The organism is Chitinophaga sp. S165 (assembly GCF_003182155.1).
Taxonomy (GTDB): Bacteria; Bacteroidota; Bacteroidia; order Chitinophagales; family Chitinophagaceae; genus Chitinophaga.
In genome coordinates, this window is sequence record NZ_QGTG01000003.1 from 54,811 (window position 1) to 73,274 (window position 18,464).

Here is an 18,464-nt window from a genome sequence, read left to right on the forward strand (position 1 = left end):
TTATTGAATATCCTTTTATGCGGGATGCATCATGCTTTTCATACGTGCGTCACCGGTCATTATTTTTGCTTTCAGATCGCTCAGGATGGAGTATAAACCGAAGTAGGTACGGTTTACGTATAGTGAGTGCCTGGAACCTCTCGCTACCTTAGAATCTCTCACTTCTTTCAGGTTGTAGAGGTAATCCATGTAAGCATAGATCTCGGCAAAATAAGATTCATCACCGAAGTCAAACTCTTCCAGTGTAAAAGGAAGGGTGAGCATATCGATCATTTTCTGGAAAAGGCCGGAGAAGAAAACCACTTCTTTCTCGGTATCGCTCGGGTGGATCATTTCCAGCGCTGTATAGATCTCTTTGCGTCTTCTTTCGTCCTTTAATATTTCTTTATCGACCAGGAGGAAGTAGTTGGTGTAGAAATCTTCCGGAATTTCCTTTATACAACCAAAGTCGAATACGCCAACGGTACCATCGTCGCGCATCAGGAAGTTGCCGGGATGGGGATCTGCATGTACCTTTTTCAACTGATGGACCTGGAACTGATAAAAATCCCACAGTGCCTGACCGATCTTGTTACGTGCTTCCTGTGATGGATTACGTTGCAGGAATTCTTTCAGGTGGAAGCCTTTCAGCCAGTCCATCGTAATGATCCTGTCGCTGGACAGTTCGGGGTAATATTTGGGGAAGACCAGATTGGGAATATGAGCACATTGTGCCGATACTTCCATGGAGCGTTTCAGTTCCAGGTGATAATCTGTTTCTTCCAGCAGTTTACCTTCTATTTCTTCGAAATATTTATCCATGTCCACTTCGTTCATGCCTACAATGCGGATCGCAAAAGGCTTAACGATGCGGAGGTCGGATTTTACGCTATTGGCTACGCCGGGATACTGGATCTTTATAGCCAGTTCCTTGCCCCATTTAGTGGCTTTATGTACCTGTCCGATACTTGCGGCATTAGATGCCTGCATATCAAAGGTATCATAAAGCTGAGAGGGCGATTTACCCAGGGTCTTGACGAAGGTATTGATGACCAGAGGACCGGAAAGGGGAGGTGCGCTATACTGTGACATGGCAAAACGTTCGGTATAGGCTTTAGGTAGCATGCCCTTGTCCATACTGAGCATCTGCGCTACTTTCAGTGCGCTTCCTTTCAGGTTGCTGAGCGTATCATAAATGTCTTCTGCATTATCGGCATGGAGCTCTTCCCTGCTGATGGAAGGATCTATGAGTTTCTTTGTATAATGTTTGAGGTAGTTGGTACCGACCTTTAATCCTGTTGTTACAAATTTGCTGGCACGTTCTACTTTACCGGTAGGGATGTTCGTCTGTTCTTTCATCACTGTTTTATTTCCTTGCAAACATGAATTTTCCGAAGTCCAGGAGGCTGTCAAGCGTATTGGAACTGATCAGCTGGAAGCTGAGGTTTACCGCTTTTTCTATGGCAGCATCTGTCATTTCGAAGCGTTCACTGTCATCGTTTGTCCAGTAGCGCAGCACGAAGAGCGCCTGTAACCAGAAGCCGTGTACATATTGGTCTGAGATGTATTTACGTTCTTTGATCTCGCCGGTCTGATATCCTTCTTTGATCAGATCACGGATATAGTCGTAGAATGCGATACGGAAAGATTCCAATCTGTCCAGGTGTAATCCAGGTACGAGGTATTTATCTTTCTGCTGCAGGATATAACTTCTGTTGTCGCGCAGTTGCTGTACCCAGAGAAAATAGAAGGTGAGTAATTTTTCACGGGAGGAATAGTTCCTGTAGATCTCATCTTCTTTTAACTGTTCTACGGTATCCTGGAAGAAAGAAAGCCATATATCTTTTTCCAGTGCATCAAAGGACGAGTAGCTGTCATAAAAGGCCCTTTCGGTTACTTCCAGCTGTTGGCAGAAGGTGTACACTGAAACAGGTCTTTTACCATTTTCCAGCCAGTAAGTTTTATAAGCGTCGCGAATGAGTTTTTTGTCCATGATCCAGGGTTTAGTGCGTAAGTAATTACATGACAGCGGGCTATATAAGTTGGACATAGTCAGCTATTACAAATTTACGCCACAAACGCCGGATAAAGATCATTTTTGCGGGCCTGACTGTTAAGAATTCCCTAAATCGGCGGGCTGCTCTTTTTCATCAAGCTGATGTACTGAAATCCTGCCTTTTTCGTCCACGAGCACTACTTCGCCCGGTTCGCCGGTAGGGAGTATATATAATACGGGCGCAGCAGTTCTGATGTGTGTTTTTAATACCGGTTCCAGCGGTTTAGTCACGTCGTACACAATAGCTGTCGAGTGACTAAGCGGCGCGATCACCAGGTATTTGCCGGAAACGAACTGCCCGCTCCTGACAATAATATCATCAGCGAATTTCTGTGTATAAATATCATCTCTGTAATTGACGACCATCAGGCATCCTTTCGTGATCGCCGCCATCATCGTTTGACCGTTGTTACCCTGAATGCCGGTAAGATACCTGATTTCCTCGCCAAGTTCTATAGAAAGGCCAGTTCCTTTCCGCCCCACTATGTAAATTTTTCCGGCCCTGGAGAAGTAATAACCTCCGGATCCCAGCAGCGGTACGGGACTACCTGGCACCTGCATGTGTACACGCGTATCATCTATGCAATAATGAAGGCTACCTTCAAATGAATTGCTAATGAGCACAGCACTGGTTTCCCGGTCAACATAGACCATGACAGGATTAGCCTGATCATCGAGGGTCATCCCGAGCATTGCCGCCATATAACCGGCCGGATAGTCGGTAGTATCGAGGATGACTTTTCCTCCGAAAGGCTTTTCTGAACGGATCGTCAATTTTCCTAAGTCAATTCTTCTGGAGTCGCTTATGAGACGGAGGAGCTTGGTTCCGCTCCTTGAAGCGTCATTTTCAGAGAACCAGGCGGTGAGGTGCTCGGCGTTAATGTCTTTCACAGACATATGCGGTAATTGCCAGGAATAGTATTTCTGCGCACCCTGAGGCGTCATTCGCAGCACGTATAGCGTATTGCCGTACGTTCCTGCAAAAAGGAGCTGTTTTTTAATCACGGTGGCTGCCAGCCATTGTATATGCTGTTCCAGCTGGAAGCTGATCTTTATATCGGAGACCGGCCCTGATTCCTCTTGGTTTTGCCGGGCACTATAGCGGTAAATATCAGCAGGCAGCTCTTTGTCGTCAGGTATCAGCTTTTTCAGGATAGCCATTTTTTGCTCATTACCTGCAGCAATCTGCGGACTGATAATTTCATAGACCACATCTGTAATGGTATGTTGAGCAGCGGGGGGCATCAGCGACCGGACATTGAATAGAACTTCTATCAGACCGTCCTTTTTATTTTCCGGGGTTTCCTGCTCGTAGATCCTGCGTATTTTATCAGGGATGCTGTTTTCATCCAACACTCTTGAAAGCTGGAAGTATTGTGTCAGACAGGTGACGGCTTTGTTATCGTGATGCCAGCCTTTCAGCAATACATCTACAGCTTCTTCAGTTCTGCCACACTTGTATTGCAGGATGCGGGCCGCCTCCAGGTGATTATTCTGCAGACCCGCCTCATGGACTGCCAGCCGGAAATATTGTTCCGCGGCAGTGTCTTGTGATAGTTGTCTGTATAAGTCGCCTGTCTTTTCAAATCTATCAAGTTCTTTGTAGATGCTGATAGCATCCAGCAGCAATCCGGCTTTCTCAAAACATTCGGCAGCTCTTATTGGCAGATTGAGGTTGTTCCGGTACAGTGCAGCTGCTTCATGGTAGAACTGTCCCTCTTCCAGCACGGTTGCTGCCTTGTGCAGATTTCCAAGCAGGTGCGCATAGATGTAAGCGGTTTTCCTGTAGTCGCCCTGATCCAGCGCCTTTTGGGCCATCAGTTCGTATTTTTGGACTAGCTGCATGCTGAAATCATCCGAAGCAACCCAGGTACTAACGGGACCATTGCTATACAATTTCCTGAGGTTGAAATCGGTGTCCTGTCTTCTAAGGGAATCTGACTGCGGGGCAGCACCTCTGCCCGGTGTGGCACTGCCGCCAATCGGGATAGCATATTTCAGGGCTTCATCTCCGTCTTTGTCAAACATTTTCAGGAGACGGTCCAATTCACTTTGTCTACGTTCATCAAGGTCCTTTATTTTTCTTTCGAGCCATTTCCGGAGCCTTGTTATGAAGCCTTCTTTTCCGATTGCTACCGGCTTCCCATTTGCGGTGGATGCGCCGAAACCTGTATCCTCTGCTGAAATGGTTTTTACGAACCTGTGGGGCCAGATCAGGGAGAGGATGCTTACAAAACCAAGTATGACAAGCAGCAGTAGTTTAACGAACAGATCAAGCATGCGAAAAAGCATGCTTGTGCGGGGCTTCTTGCCTGGCAGTTCAGATAGTGGTCTTATTGTTTCACCATTGTTAAGCAGGCCTGCAAGGTCTGTACCGGGAGGCATATCAACACTGATGGATTGCAATAAGGCCAGCGGAGGCATGCCGGGATGTGCATGGTCCCAGTTTTTTTTGATGGCTTGTCCGGCGGAAAGAAAACGGCTTAGTTGCAGTTTATCATCTTCATTAAAACCTACAAAACCTATTGCGGGATGGAATACCTGGAGGTCCCATATGAGCAATTCCTTCATTTCTGCAACAGAAAGTTCCGATGTAAGCGTTGCATTTACCGGAATGTAGAGATTCCCGTTAATAGCGGTATAAGGATGGTTTATTTTTCCATTTGCAGGCAGCTGGTCATGGAAGATGACCAGCAGTCCGCCGGGCGTTATGCTGCTTTTGTGTTCGGGTAACAGGAAACAGGTCAGCCCTTTCAGGGATATCTGCCAGTCGCTCATTTCACGGAACCATTGTTCCGGGGAATTACCACGGAGGAAGGCAGCATTTGTTCTGTGCCTGATTTGCGGGTCATATGACAGCTGCAGTTCCATGTTGTTGAATTATGTCGATGAATGGTTTTATATATTTTTCATGAAAGGTCAATACGTCTACGACCTTGTCTTCACTTGCTCTGAAATACGGTGAGCCGCAAATGGCGCCATCAGATGCCCAGCAACCGGTGGGTTGGCCGATAACAAGTACGATCGTCACTTCTGCCAGGAGCTTATTGGAACTACGGAGGTGCAACATATGCCTGTATTGATCAAACCATACTTCACTGCCATCGGGCCAGCAATACCTAGAAATGTTTTTTTTGATGTCGGGCAGTTCGATGAGCTCTTTTTTATCATGCATGCTACGACGAAGCGTTATGTCATTTGTGTAGGACAGTTCTACGCTATTTGTGAGAAATCTTATCGTATGTTTATTAACGATGATAGTTCCATTCTGGGTTATCTCCAGGCGCTTGATACTATTGATCGTATTATAGGACTTCCAGTGGGTACTCATGAGATTCATACCTGTTTCCTGATCCATCTTTTTTAGCATTTCCTGTGTGAGACCTGTGGTTGAATTCATCACTCCGGAACGGACATCTATGGATACAATAGTGTAGGGTGATGAGATACAGGTAAGGAAAGCGCCATCTTTAAAAGGCGCATGTATGATGCTCTTGCGCCCTATTGCCGGAATCGAAGCATTGTGCTTTACTTTCTGAGATGTAAGCCGATGTGTATTTCTGTTGAAATGGCAGAGCGACAGATGTTCGCTACCCTTGACCTGGAAAAGGATATGGAAAAACTCGTTATCCAGACCGAAGAAATATTGATGGGCGTCGGGAAAGTTTGCGGTTATTTCAATAGCACCTTTACCACGTTGCCACATGAATAACAGTTGCCTGTGTTTGGTAATAGCAAGACCGCCTGCTTCTTTTTCAGAATAACTATGCCGCTCGGCAAGATTAGATAGCTGTTGCGGAATAAAAAGCGGGAAAGATTCCGTTTGCAAAAATGCCGGGAAGCTTGCCCAGTCCAGCTTTTGTTGGACTGGCTGTGGCCGCAATTTCGGGGCTACAAGCATTTCCAGGTTGATCTTCGCGGTGCTTAACAGTTTGCGATGACCGGCAGTATATCTGTACAGCTGCATTCTACCGTCTCTATTTACTGTGATCACGAAGCCGTCAGTTTTACGCAGTGTTGCGAAAGCATGTTGAAAGGCAGGTGTAAGGAAAAGATCATCGCCGGTAATGAGAAAATATTCCTGACGCCCTTTCAGGGAATAGTCGTTCGTAAAGGCCGACAACGCTGCGCCACTATGCAGTACAGGTGATAAGCGTTGCATCGCTGCAATGATCTCTTCTTTGGAAGATAGTATGATCGGTTCATAAGTATCTCCCAGTAATGCAAAAGATAATATCTCTGCTTTCTGCTTATTGTCAATGGCGCATGCCAGTGCTGCTGCCATTTCCAGTATATGAGGTGTTCCCCAGGTTTTGATGCTTTTATCGATCAGTATAAAACGTTGTCCGGGTTCATCGTCCGGTAGTTCTTCCCGGCGAAGATAGAGTGCTTCATTATTGGCAAGTCTTGCCATCAGCGTTTCATCTTCCTGTGCCAGTTCACTGAGCAGCAGCCGGTCGAAGTTACCTTTATTGGTAATGTCGGACACGCCGCCCACTAAAGTCTCACTATATCCTTTTGTATGCATGGGCAGATGCAGCGCTGCGATGAGACGTTGTGTCAGCAATGCGAGATGTGCTGTTTGTTTATCATCAGCCAGTATTTGCAACAGGTCATCGCCTTGCGCAGGTTTTGGAAGATCGGGAGGTATGTCTACAGGTGCGGGCGCCGGAGGTATCGGCGTAGCAATTGTATTCAGTTTATTTTGCAGGGTCTCAGCGTCGGGATATTGATGCAGTATTTGTGTGAGTATCCTGGTATCGGTCTCCAGCTGGGCAGTTGTGTCTTTATAATTGTCATGGGCTATCACATAGTCATAAGCACCGCGATCAAGAATGTTGAGCATTTCCTTTGCTGTGTCTCCCTGAAAGAACGTCTCGATAGATTCAAAAAGCGTATTCAATAGCAATTCTCTTCGGGTTCCCTTCCAATACTCCCGGGGCAACGGACGAAGCAGGTCAAGAAAGTTGGTGATGACCATCTTGTACTTTTCTACCCTATATTCAAAAGGTCCTTTACCGCCGAGCAGATCGGAATACAGTGATTCCACATACCTGTGGAGAGACGCTTCAATCATATCGGAGCCGGGACTTGCTTTACCCGATGCAATGACAAGCAGAAAAGGTCCCAATGGCGGAAGGTGATTTTTTATCCGGAAAAGATCTATAAGCAATTCCTCTTTGTAGCAGATCGTTCCTCCGCCGTCAGTCCATTCAATCACCTGCCCTTCTTCCGCCCATCGCCAGAAGTAGTTTTTTGCAGCCCTGAAATATACTATAGCTGTATCTTGTATCTGGCCCATTTAAAAAGTGTTGGTGAGACGGATAGCGCTCCTGGAAGCGCGTACGAAACAGGTTCCGGGGATCTTCTCCCATTGTCCATCAGTATGAAAAAGAAGCAGTGTATCGCTCTCTGTCTTTGTAACAGATGAAATGAACTGCGCAATAGCAGGAGGATCAAAGTCATATCCGGCAGGTAAGAGGATATGGTCCTGCAATGTAAATACACTACCTGGTACAGGTGGCAGCGGCGTACCAATGACCAGCACCTCTCCGGTTTCACATACGGCAAAGCTTAATCTTTGTAACCGGATAAGCGGTGCTGTATCAGCATATGTTTTCAAGTGCTGCAATGTTGTGAGTATCGCAAAGGGTTCTGCTGTATGGGCAACTGGCGATAGTTTCACAGCATATTTGCTGTCTGGGGTAGCAGGCATTGCAGACACCGGCAGCTCCACTTTTATAAAAGTGACAATAGCTTCCCATGACATCTTTTTGAGCGTGTCGTGTGGTGTATGTTTTCCAGGCAGGAATAAACGTTCCTGCATATCTGCCAGGAAGGTCCTTTTTGCCGGCAAGTTACGGAGCTGTACCTGTGTTGTATCAGGCGGTATACCTCTTACCCAGATATCATCTCCGGCTATTGCCACCCGCAGGCCCGGCCAGGTACGTATACTACCCAGGGCTAAGATATCGGCCATGGAGAGTACGATGATCATTTCTTTCATGCAGATTGCATTATTTTCTTCCAGAGGGCATCTATGGGTTGTAATACATAATCACGCTGGGTGGTATTACTGATCCATTCGCAACGGCTGTTGAGGCTACGCAGGCGGTCTTTGATCAGTGCGCGAACAGAGGCCGGTGTATCCGGATCATCCCATTGTTCATGGAGTTGTTGTACATCACGATAGATGGCTTCAGGATCAGGAACACCGCTGTTGTTGGCACGTGGATGTTCCAGTGGATGTGCCACCGCTTTCTGTATGGAAGCATTGACAATGCCGGCAATGATCTCTATCTGTTCTTCCGTATCCCATATATAACGTAATACCCAGAGGTCGGAAATAATGGCGGTTTTGCGTTTGCAGAGCATTGCGCTTGCCGCGATGAGGCGTTGCAGTTTGACTGCGCGCCTGTCGGAGATCTGCACGCCTGCGTTGCGCAGTTGTTCTATCAGCTCAATATATTCTGATCTGATACCAGTCAGGTCTGTCGTTGTATTCAGTTGTTGCAGCTCGCGGAGATCTTCTGCGGGAATACTGTTTTGTGTGCTGACGTGTTGTTGTTCCAGTCCCCAGCCGGCCTGCAGTACATTCTCCAACAGCGCTGGATCTACGTTCTCACAACGTACCCTGATCAGGAACCTGTCAAACAGGGCCTGGAGCGCCTCATCTTCCGGAAGGTGGTTACTGGCGCCAATGAAGATCAGTGCAGGCAGGTGTTTAGTCTCTTTACCTCTGCGGAAGATCTTTTCATTGAGGGCCATCAGCAGGCTATTAAGGATGGCACTGTTGGCGTTCAGCAATTCATCCAGGAACACAAGAGAAGCTTCAGGCAACATCCCTTCCGTATTGGTAACGAGGTCGCCATCGCGCAGCTTACGGATGTCGAAAGGACCGAAAAGTTCATTGGGCTCTGTAAAGCGGGTCAGGAGGTACTCGAAGGTCTTTACATCCAGCTGGCGGGCCAGTTCACGTACCATGGCACTTTTAGCAGTACCGGGAGGGCCGAACAGGAAAATATTCTCGCGGCCTGCAAGGCAGATGCCCATCAGATCGATGATATCATCTTTGCCGACAAAAGTATGTTTCAGTTGCTGCAGAACATTATTCAGTTTGTCTACCAGCGGGGATTCAAAGGTAATAGGTTCCATGATTTATATATGTGCAGTAAGGTCAATTTCAAATTCGGGCCAGAGTATAGCGGCATGTGTGCCCAGTGCTTCCTGCACGAGGGGTAAACATGCGGGGTGGGTACATTTGCGGATATCCCTTGCGTGGATGATCCGGTCTATATATGCCATTTTCAGCGACGGATGTTGTAGTATCAGGGAAAGATCATCTGGTACAATATCCTTGCTGCCGGCGATAGATAAAGGCCATTGAGCCGCCATGGTCCCCAGTTCTTTTACCAGTGGATCTTCCGGAGACAGCCCTTTTGCCAGCAGGAAAAGACCGGGCAAGTAACGAAGTATCAGGTCTGCTGAATAAGCTGCAGCCGGTGTCCGTGCACCGGTAAACGGCTGCAAATGCGCCTTTATTTCTGTTTCTCCCAGCCGCCGTATCTGAATGAACTGGATAGCGCGGTAGAGGTAAACAGCGGCCCAGAGGGCGGCAGCAGGGTCATATGAGGGCACCTGTCCCGGCATTTCCGTACTATCATCGTCGTAATATTGTTTCAGATGTATTCCGGCTATACGGAGATCTTCAGGGTCAAACGGAACAATAGCGGGGGCTACTGTTACATCTCCTTTGTTGATCAATGATGATATAAATTCTGTCAGTGTCATTCTTCAATACGTTGGCTTGCGTACTAATCAGGTTGCGGTTTTCATTTTGTCAAAGGATTTATGTGTGCGGTAAAGGCAATCACATGTTGCCGGTTTGTCCCAAAGAGGTCAACATGAACAATAATTCCCCAACATATTTTGAATCGTAACTCTAAGATACTTACAGGGATGGATATATACAAATCTATTGTCATGTAATTAAAAATGATGACCGGATTGCTATTTGTGGGATCTATTTTTAACTTAGGGAATTAAATTATTGTGATCATGTACAAGAAAACGTTTGCAACGGCTGCAGCCGTTGTGCTTTCAGCCACGTTATTTGCGCAGTCGAAGCCTGAAGACACGGAGGTATGGGAACCGGTGCCCACAGTTGTTACACCTGGAAAAGCAAGCACAGAAGCACCTTCTGATGCTATTATCCTGTTTGATGGAAAAAGCCTGGACCAGTGGGTATCCGTTGGCAATTCCGAGGAACCGGCAAAATGGAAAGTAGCCGGAGGTATATTTACGGTAGATAAATCCACCGGTAATATCCAAACGAAGAGATCGTTCACCAACTACCAGTTACATATTGAGTGGCGTATACCTAAGAATATTACCGGCACAGGACAGGGCAGGGGTAACAGTGGTCTGTTCCTCGCTTCTACAGGAAAAGGAGATGATGGTTATGAACTGCAGATCCTGGACAACTACCAGAACAAGACATACGTGAATGGTCAGGCAGCGAGTATCTATAAACAAACTGCTCCGCTGGTGAATGCAAACCGCAAACCAGGAGAGTGGCAGACTTATGATATCGTATGGACTGCTCCCCGTTTCAACAGCGATGGTTCCCTGCAGTCTCCTGCAAGGGTGACCGTTTTCTTCAATGGTGTATTGGTACAGAACAACACCGAATTGACCGGTCCTACCAGGTATATCGGAAAGGCGTCTTATACGGCGGCACATGGTGCCTGCCCTATCAAGCTACAGTCACACGGCGATAAGAGTGAGCCATTGAGTTTCAGAAATATCTGGATCAGAGAGCTGTAAATAATTTAGCGTAACAATGTGAATCAGGAACCAGATGCTGTGTTGCATCAGGTTCCTGATTTTTTTTGTGGAATACTGTTAACGTGCTTTGTAACATGACAGAGAGTGGCGTATACTATTACATGATAATATCCGTTTTATATGCGTAATAAGTTAGGATTACTTATATAAGGAACGGGGGATTTAGATAGACGTATAATGTTTCGTTGTTGTAAAACAATGAGTTGTGAAGAAGTAAAACAGTGAGTACAATAGAATAATAAAAACTCCATTTATATTAAGAAATAAATCTATATTACATCAGATTTGTGAGTGGCCAAGATCAAAATCCATGTGAATTCGTAAACAAGCATTAATCACTATATCACTAATCAAATTTAAAATCTCTTATTCTATGAGAAGACCATGTCTCTCTTTTGCTCGTAGCAAATCTACGCTGTTATTGCTATTGGTGGCTGCCGGTATTTCTTTCGGTGTTTCTTCCTGTTCTAAGGATGATAACGAAAACAAATCAAGCGTATCCCAGGAGCAGGCGGCTACTGTAATTACACAATCTGTTGCTGGTCCGGGTGGTATCTCTGCCCAGATTGGTCAATCAGTACAGGCAGTGGTTGCTTTGGAAGCAAGAAAAGCTGAAGGAGGAAAACTGAGTGACTTCTGTGGCCAAACCAAAGAAAATAATTTCAAAGCTTCCAATGAAGCTAACGGTATTTCTTTCAGCTTTGACATTCACTGGAGCAGTTCCCTGGCATGTGCTCAGGAGGTGCCAACAGAATTCAGTTTCACTTTTAATGGTAAAACCAGCTTTGCAACTGACAAATTTGCCAGTGCAGATACTTCCAGCGCTCTTTATAAACTGAGTGGTCTGGATGCTAACAGCGCTAACTGGATATTTAACCAGGCTTACGACAGAGTAGGTGAGTTTGAATCAAAATCTGCTGACGTTCCTTCTTTCAACAGCACTATTCACTATTTAGCAAGTGATATCAAAGTAAGCAAGGAAACGCTTCAGATAGTTTCAGGTACTGCATCTGTAGAGATTTCAGGTACTGATCTGAAAGGTAATACTTTCAAATATCAAGGTACTATCACTTTCCAGGGTAACAGGAAAGCCGTACTGGTTATCTCTGGCAAGAACTTCCAGATAGATCTGCAATAAACCATGCATATAAAAAAAGAAAAACCCGTCTCAAACGAGGCGGGTTTCTTTTTTTATGCAGGTGTGTATGATTAGTTATTCGCCATTATGTTTAATGCGAATGGTTGTTCAACAACAGGTGTTGGATTGAGTAATCCCTGTGCTACAACAGTATATATCTTACCTGCTTCAAGCACCACATCATTGCGGCTGATGGCTGTTTCTCCACTGGTGGCGTTGTTCAGTTTTACCGTGTAGGTACCTGCAGCCATTTGTTTGAATTCAGTCGCTGATTTGTAAGCGGTACCCGTTTGCAGTAAACTATCATTTACGAGGAAGTTTACTGAGGGCGCATTACTTGCAGCATGCACAAAACGGATCTTCGCCATACCTGATGCCGGCGCACCGAGATCGTCTTCCGTAAGGATACCAACAGTTGTGTTACCATCTGTTTCGCCGGTAGCGAATAGTGAGTAACTACCATCCTTGAATTTTACAGGAGCAGATAATACAGTGTTGCCTGTTACTGAAGATTTAAAATCAAACGTGGCATCGCCATCTGCTACATTTAGATACCCTGTAGATTCCCCGTATGCAATAGCAGAAGAATTTAGTTTGCTTGATCCATTGAATACATCAACGCTGCCTGCATCAGCTAAAACATTCACAATCTTGACAGTTGCATCGGGGTCAACAGTCGGATCATCATCGTCTTTACTGCATGATGAAAAGGTAAACAAACCTGTCAGGGCTACAATGGCTAAAAGACCCTTGCTGGCATAATTCAGAGGTGTCATAATTCTGGAGCTTTTAAAATGAAGAATAATTTATCTCCTATAAAAACATAAACTGTGCCATGAACGGTATGCATGAGCTGCATTGTGCATTCTGTGTAGTGATTATGGGCAATTTTACACATCTTGTAGTCATGTGTATGCTCACTCTTCCTCAAAATATGTATATATGTTCAACCAAATAAATCGCCGTATCTGCTGTCTGGTGCAGTATTTCCTCATTCAGTCCTTTAATAAACAGAAATGCCGCGATAATCATCGCGGCATTTCTGTTTATTGTGCGTTACTCTTATTCTTAGTTTCTGATCATCTCTTTTTCATCAAGTTTCCATTCATTATTATAGAAGCCAGCTGTTTTCACTGCTGCGGTATTTCCTTTCAGCAGGTCAACATTAAAGATCATATAATCAGGGAAACCACTGCCACCGGCAAAGTATTGGTTAGCATCTGCGGCACGCATACCGGGTAAACCAGATCCGGCTATCACAGCAATGGACGCGGTTTTACTGTCGGCTCTTGGCCACATGAAATACGCCGCCAAACCTTCGCCCGAATATTCCTGCTTACCAACAGTAACCTTACCACGTGTTACCTGCACAGGCGAATTTTGCAACAATTGTTTCCAGGCTTTATTCGTAGTTGCGTTACCGTAAATAATGATACCACGGTCAGGATATTTTGTTGCATCAAAATCTTTGTCTGCAATAATATCTACAGCACCGTTACCTCTGTAGTACCAGGTTTCTGCATCATAACGCGCTTTATTTAATGACCATTCATTTTCAGCTGGCTGTCCGCCGGTGCTGTAAACAAACACCATGCGGTGATTGAATGCTTCTTTGAACGTACCGTTCCGCACAGCGCCTTTATCTGTTACCGCAGGTGCAACACCGGCTGTCCATTGTGCTCCGTTGTGCAGGTATAACAAGCTATCTCCGGCTTTGCGGCTATAGGTCACTGCAGGTTTTCCATCCAATGCAACACTGAGGGTACTACCTACAGGTACATCTGTCAGATCAATAGCCAGTGTCTGTATATTGGAAGTGGTACCGGTGACAGTATTGCGGGATTTGTTCCTGCTGAGCTGTACACGGCTGTATTCCAGTGAATGTGTTTGCTGTAAGATGCGCACCCAGTGATGTACAGCGGAGATAGCAGGATTGGCGGTAGTGAAATCAATTTCATTCACGCTGGTATCTGCAGGGATGGTGTGCCATTTGAAGTATTGAAACAGAGGACCCCAGTCAACGCATGTATCGCCATACCAGTGCTCACCACCAGGATATTCGTAGTAGCTGTAATCTTTATGGAATTCAGCCAGGATCTTTTTCATTTGTCTTGCATAGTTGACAGAAACAACGCGGTCACTGTCGCCATGCAGGATATAAACACCACCGGCTTTATAGTTAGTAGCCAGTTTAAAGGTGTTACTTGGATTACTGGCCCTTAATAATACCTCTTCGGTACTATTGCGTGGAGAGTCCGGTATAAGCCCGTCAGCTGAACCGTATCCCATCAGGGTCGGATAGCCGGAGCAAGGGGCAATAGCGGCCCATTTACCGGCATAAGTAGCACCCAGGTACCATGTGCCATGTCCGCCCATGGAGTGACCTGTGAGGTAGATCCTTTCAGGGTCGGGATGGAAACTGTTGATACCGATGTTCAATACTTCCAGTGCATCGAGGCGGCCCCAGTCTTCCCAGTTAAAGCCACGGGGACGGCGGTTCGTAGGTGCAACCAGTACGCCCCAGTCTTTATATCTGTAGGCGCTTGCCTGATTGATTGCCTGTACTTCCGCACCATGTACGGAGAGAAAAAGGGCAGGGGGGGTACCTGTAGGATTAGCCTGTGGTGATACAGCATAGTATTGTACACTGCCGTCTATATCACTAACGAAAGTATTGCTATAATGATCTTTGTTGGTCACAGCTTTGAGTGCGAAGGTCTTACTGTCGATAGTTGCTTTCTGGTTATTTAATACCAGTGTGCAGTTGTAAGCTCCGTTTGCGCTACCGGAAGCATCAAGCTTAAAACCAACCTTGCGGGTAGTGAGGGCTGCTATTTCCGGAATGCTGGTGGTTACTGTTTTACCATTTACAGTAGCCTGTATCTGCATATTCTTCAGTGCCTGTGCAGAAGTATTGACAACCACTACCGCTCCCCAGAGGTCACTGTTATTATTGCCTGCTACAACGAAAGGCATTGTAGAATCTGCGACACTGATATAAACAGGTTTTTCAGGAAACAGGAGTTTCGCTTTAATGCCCTGTCTGCCGAAACTGCGACCGGTGCGGATATAGAATTCATTATTTCCCTGGCGTAATTGTACGGGAATATACATCCAGCCATAGCGGTACATATCACCCGCGTGCGGAGTACCGTTTACGTACACCATCTGGTGACCGGTAACATTGAGGATCGCTGTTTGTGCTTTTGGCGCATTGTAAGAAACGTACAGATAACCATTGTTGATCACACGACCTGCAAAAGATCCTTCAGTATTAAGGCTGATGTCCTGCCATTGCTGTTGTTCGCCTTTGTCGTCAGGGAAAGAGTTAGCACCTTTAACCGGCGTTTTCAGCTGACCGTTACAAAGTTCCCAGGCCAGCTGGTCTGTAAACAATGCAGTCCGGCCATACTGATGGCAGGGGCCGCTGATAAGTCCATCCTTAAATACATAGGTTTGTTGGGCAAAAAGGCCAATTCCTGGTAAAAAAAGGGCCAGGAGAAATAGAATTGTCCGCATAAAAATCATTTGTGTACAAAATATAAAGCAGGGATTACAATTACACAAATATGTTGACCGGTGGAAACGAACCGGGAAGAGTGGTATCCGGACCCCAAGACGTGCGTCCGTGAAGGATTACGGCTGATAGTTTTCATTTAATGCCTGATATGATTTTAACGCTCTTCTTCGGCAGGAGCAGGGACGATCACTTTCAGCGCCCGGGGTAATATGCTGGCAGATACCAGTTTGGTTTTACCCAGATACTCGCCGTCTAACTGGAAATGTGCCCGCTTCCGGGTGATGATGGTCACCTGGCTGGCCTGGAGGATCTCTGTTTTTGTGGGATCGAACGGGCGGTGCCGGAATAACATCTTCAGCAATTCGGCAATAGATAACCTTTTTAAGATCACCACTTCGAACAGGCCGTCTGTAAGATTACCATCAGGATTAATACAGGCGCCTGTACCATACATACGTGCATTAGCCAGTACGATCATATGTGCATAGCGGACAAGATGCATATCCTTGTTCGCTATTTTTACTTCTAACCGTTTATTCTGCCATAATGTTTTGAAACTCGAGAGGGCATATCCAAGTTTGCCTCGTATGCCTCTCTGTTCGAAATTCTTTACAAGTAGTGCATTCAAACCGACATCACCAAGATGGATGCAAACCTGGCCATTTACCTGTATCAGATCGATATCCATTACTTCAGAAGGATGTTGATTGGTAATGAGCGCCATTACCTGTTCCCAGTCAGCCGGAATACACAATTCAGTAGCCATGCCGTTTGCAGAACCCGTAGGCAGGATGGCCATCGGAATATTCCCCTTCAATAACTGTTCTGCGACCATCTTAACGGTTCCATCACCGCCAACGGCAATTACACAGTCGGGAGCTATTTTTTTGATAGCGTCTGAAAGTGACAGCTGTGGCTTGTCTAACAGGAAAAAGTGTACCTCTTCCTTTCGTTCAAGGAAATAATTTTTAATAAATGTTTCAGGATCGGCCTTCTTTTTGCCGCCTGAAACAGGATTGATCACAAAAAGAAGCTTGAGCCGCATAGGTGATTGTTGCGCCATGTGCTTAGCTGTAATTAATACTTTCTGTTCATTGCAAAATAAGCGCCTGAATGTCTGTATGGAACAAAATTCTACATTGGCTGGGTTTGGAGGGGAGAACTCATATTAAAATTTACCACGGTATAGGCGGGGTGGAACAGCTGGAAATATTTGGTCATGTACTGGACCGTGGGCCTGCACCACGTATGCACTACAGCCGCTTTCCATTGTTCAATATGATGGCCCTGCTGCGTTTATTCATGGTGAAGCCCAGGGAAGGGGCGAAAGTAGAGCTGATATGGGAGGGAAAGACGGTGAGCGCAGTTACCGAATCTGATGGCTTTTTTCATATGCAATGGGTTCCGGAAACAATGCCTGAACCGGGAGACCATGTGGTGGAAGTAATGATCAAGAATGTAGAGGAAAGCCCTGTGACACGGGCTGTTGGTGTAGTGATAATTCCACATCGCAGCCAATTCGGATGTATTTCAGATATTGATGATACTTTCCTGGTATCACATTCTGCATCCTTTCTGAAAAGACTGCATGTATTGTTCACCCGCAACGCGCATACCCGTAAGCCTTTTGAAGGTGTGGTAAATCACTATCAGCTATTAAGTGATGTTACTAATAAAGACCGCCTTCCCAGGCCGTTCTTTTACGTGTCCAGCAGTGAATGGAACCTGTATGCATATATTCGTGAGTTCTGTCGTATGAATGGATTACCCGAAGGGGTTTTTCTTTTAAATCAGCTGAAACCGTTGCATCTGCTGCTGAAGAGCGGGCAACAGAAACACGGTACCAAGTTCCCGAGGATCACCCGTATATTAAAACATTACCCGCATATGCGATTTATTCTGCTGGGAGATGATTCGCAACAGGACCCGCATATTTACGAGGCTATCACCAAACATTTTACTTCACAGATCATCGCTGTTTATCTGCGGCATGTCAGGAACAGCCGTTACGCGGCCACACAGGAGGTTGTGGATGTGATTACGGGGAGAGGTATTCCCTGCTGTTATTTCAAGCATAGCAGTGAGGCAATTGCTCATTCAAAAGAGTTAGGATTGATCGTGTGAACTTAAACGAACGTCTGTTATTATGAAGTGTATTTTTATTTTATTACTGTCTATCGTATGTTATAACACGGCACAGGGGCAATTTAGTGATTCTGTTCATTATTATGGTAAGTTCTCGTCTACTGGTTCTATCAACAGAACACAGGATGGCAGATCATACCTGCTGAATAACAATTTCAAAATAGGCGTCAGCAAGAAGAAGATCGCATTAAATGCTACGGGCGGGTGGATATATGGTGAACAGGATAGTGTGAAGACTAACAACGATTTTACTACATCGATGGATTTTAGCCTGTTCAGAGGAGTAAGGAAGATCTATTACTGGGGATTGGCCAACTATGATAAAAGTTATTCACTAAAGATTAATGACCGTTTTCAGGGTGGGGGAGGAATAGCATATAATTTTCTGGACAGGAAGACTGCTTATCTTTCGCTCAGTGATGGTTTGCTGTTTGAGAACAGTGATCTTTTTCTGAAGGATACGATCCCGGATGTATATCAAACGGTCAGAAATTCGCTCAGACTGTCGTACAGATTTGTGATAAATGACATTGTAGTTATTGACGGTACACATTTTCTGCAAAATTCCATTATTCATGGCGGGGATTATAATATCCGTTCTACGTCCAATCTCTCCATTTTGTTAAGGAAATGGTTGAGTATTACGGCAACAATGACTTATAATAAATTAAACAGAACAGGGCGGGAAAACCTATTGTTTAACTATGGGCTGACGGTTGAGAAGTATTTCTGAATTTTGATAGTTTCGGATATAAAAAAGCCCGGTCTGTCATACAGGC

At 45.5% G+C, this 18,464-nt stretch carries 14 protein-coding genes; 4 read left to right on the plus strand and 10 right to left on the minus strand.

Features of this window, described 5'->3' with window-relative positions:
• Nucleotides 1–15: 15 nt before the first annotated feature.
• The 7 genes from C7475_RS14585 to C7475_RS14615 all read right to left on the minus strand — a co-directional run bounded on the left by C7475_RS14585 (nt 16) and on the right by C7475_RS14615 (nt 9,826).
• Complete coding sequence (locus C7475_RS14585) at nt 16–1,338, minus strand: AarF/ABC1/UbiB kinase family protein (RefSeq protein WP_110054130.1); 1,323 nt, start codon at nt 1,336–1,338, stop codon at nt 16–18.
• Nucleotides 1,339–1,345: 7 nt separating this feature from the next.
• A complete protein-coding gene (locus C7475_RS14590) occupies nt 1,346–1,972 on the minus strand; it encodes a TetR family transcriptional regulator C-terminal domain-containing protein (protein WP_110054131.1) in 627 nt (208 codons plus the stop codon).
• 120 nt (nt 1,973–2,092) lie between these two features.
• Nucleotides 2,093–4,906: a hypothetical protein gene (locus C7475_RS14595; RefSeq protein WP_110054132.1), complete on the minus strand. Its 2,814-nt coding sequence runs from the start codon at nt 4,904–4,906 to the stop codon at nt 2,093–2,095.
• Nucleotides 4,884–7,337 carry a hypothetical protein gene (locus tag C7475_RS14600; protein ID WP_110054133.1) on the minus strand — a complete coding sequence of 818 codons (2,454 nt, stop codon included), beginning with the start codon at nt 7,335–7,337 and terminating at the stop codon, nt 4,884–4,886. The genes C7475_RS14595 and C7475_RS14600 overlap by 23 nt, the downstream gene beginning before the upstream one ends.
• Entirely contained in the window at nt 7,338–8,042 is a 705-nt protein-coding gene (locus C7475_RS14605) for a hypothetical protein (protein WP_110054134.1), read from the minus strand. It abuts the gene before it with no gap.
• Nucleotides 8,039–9,190 (minus strand): AAA family ATPase, encoded by a 1,152-nt coding sequence (locus tag C7475_RS14610; protein WP_110054135.1) that lies wholly within the window; start codon nt 9,188–9,190, stop codon nt 8,039–8,041. Before C7475_RS14610 ends, C7475_RS14605 begins: the two co-directional genes overlap by 4 nt.
• Before the next feature lie 3 nt (nt 9,191–9,193).
• The gene (locus tag C7475_RS14615) at nt 9,194–9,826 is read right to left on the minus strand and encodes a hypothetical protein (protein WP_110054136.1); all 633 of its coding nucleotides are present in this window, start codon (nt 9,824–9,826) and stop codon (nt 9,194–9,196) included.
• Nucleotides 9,827–10,093: 267 nt separating this feature from the next.
• On the opposite strand from C7475_RS14615, the gene C7475_RS14620 reads away from it, so the two are divergent.
• Both C7475_RS14620 and C7475_RS14625 read left to right on the plus strand, forming a co-directional pair.
• Complete coding sequence (locus C7475_RS14620) at nt 10,094–10,861, plus strand: DUF1080 domain-containing protein (RefSeq protein ID WP_110054137.1); 768 nt, start codon at nt 10,094–10,096, stop codon at nt 10,859–10,861.
• 394 nt (nt 10,862–11,255) lie between these two features.
• Nucleotides 11,256–12,020 carry a hypothetical protein gene (locus tag C7475_RS14625; protein ID WP_146217554.1) on the plus strand — a complete coding sequence of 255 codons (765 nt, stop codon included), beginning with the start codon at nt 11,256–11,258 and terminating at the stop codon, nt 12,018–12,020.
• Nucleotides 12,021–12,091: 71 nt separating this feature from the next.
• Here the strand turns inward: C7475_RS14625 and C7475_RS14630 are convergent, their stop codons facing one another.
• The 3 genes from C7475_RS14630 to C7475_RS14640 all read right to left on the minus strand — a co-directional run bounded on the left by C7475_RS14630 (nt 12,092) and on the right by C7475_RS14640 (nt 16,603).
• Nucleotides 12,092–12,796: a DUF4397 domain-containing protein gene (locus C7475_RS14630; protein WP_110054139.1), complete on the minus strand. Its 705-nt coding sequence runs from the start codon at nt 12,794–12,796 to the stop codon at nt 12,092–12,094.
• A gap of 292 nt (nt 12,797–13,088) precedes the next feature.
• Entirely contained in the window at nt 13,089–15,539 is a 2,451-nt protein-coding gene (locus tag C7475_RS14635) for a prolyl oligopeptidase family serine peptidase (RefSeq protein WP_110054619.1), read from the minus strand.
• Between the two features lie 155 nt (nt 15,540–15,694).
• Nucleotides 15,695–16,603, minus strand: a complete 909-nt coding sequence (locus C7475_RS14640; protein WP_110054140.1) for a diacylglycerol kinase family protein — start codon at nt 16,601–16,603, stop codon at nt 15,695–15,697.
• 50 nt (nt 16,604–16,653) lie between these two features.
• Here C7475_RS14640 and C7475_RS14645 point away from each other — a divergent pair, with 50 nt between their 5' ends.
• Nucleotides 16,654–17,664 (plus strand): App1 family protein, encoded by a 1,011-nt coding sequence (locus tag C7475_RS14645; RefSeq protein WP_110054141.1) that lies wholly within the window; start codon nt 16,654–16,656, stop codon nt 17,662–17,664.
• Between the two features lie 22 nt (nt 17,665–17,686).
• Nucleotides 17,687–18,418 (plus strand): DUF481 domain-containing protein, encoded by a 732-nt coding sequence (locus C7475_RS14650; protein ID WP_110054142.1) that lies wholly within the window; start codon nt 17,687–17,689, stop codon nt 18,416–18,418.
• The last annotated feature ends 46 nt before the right edge of the window (nt 18,419–18,464 follow it).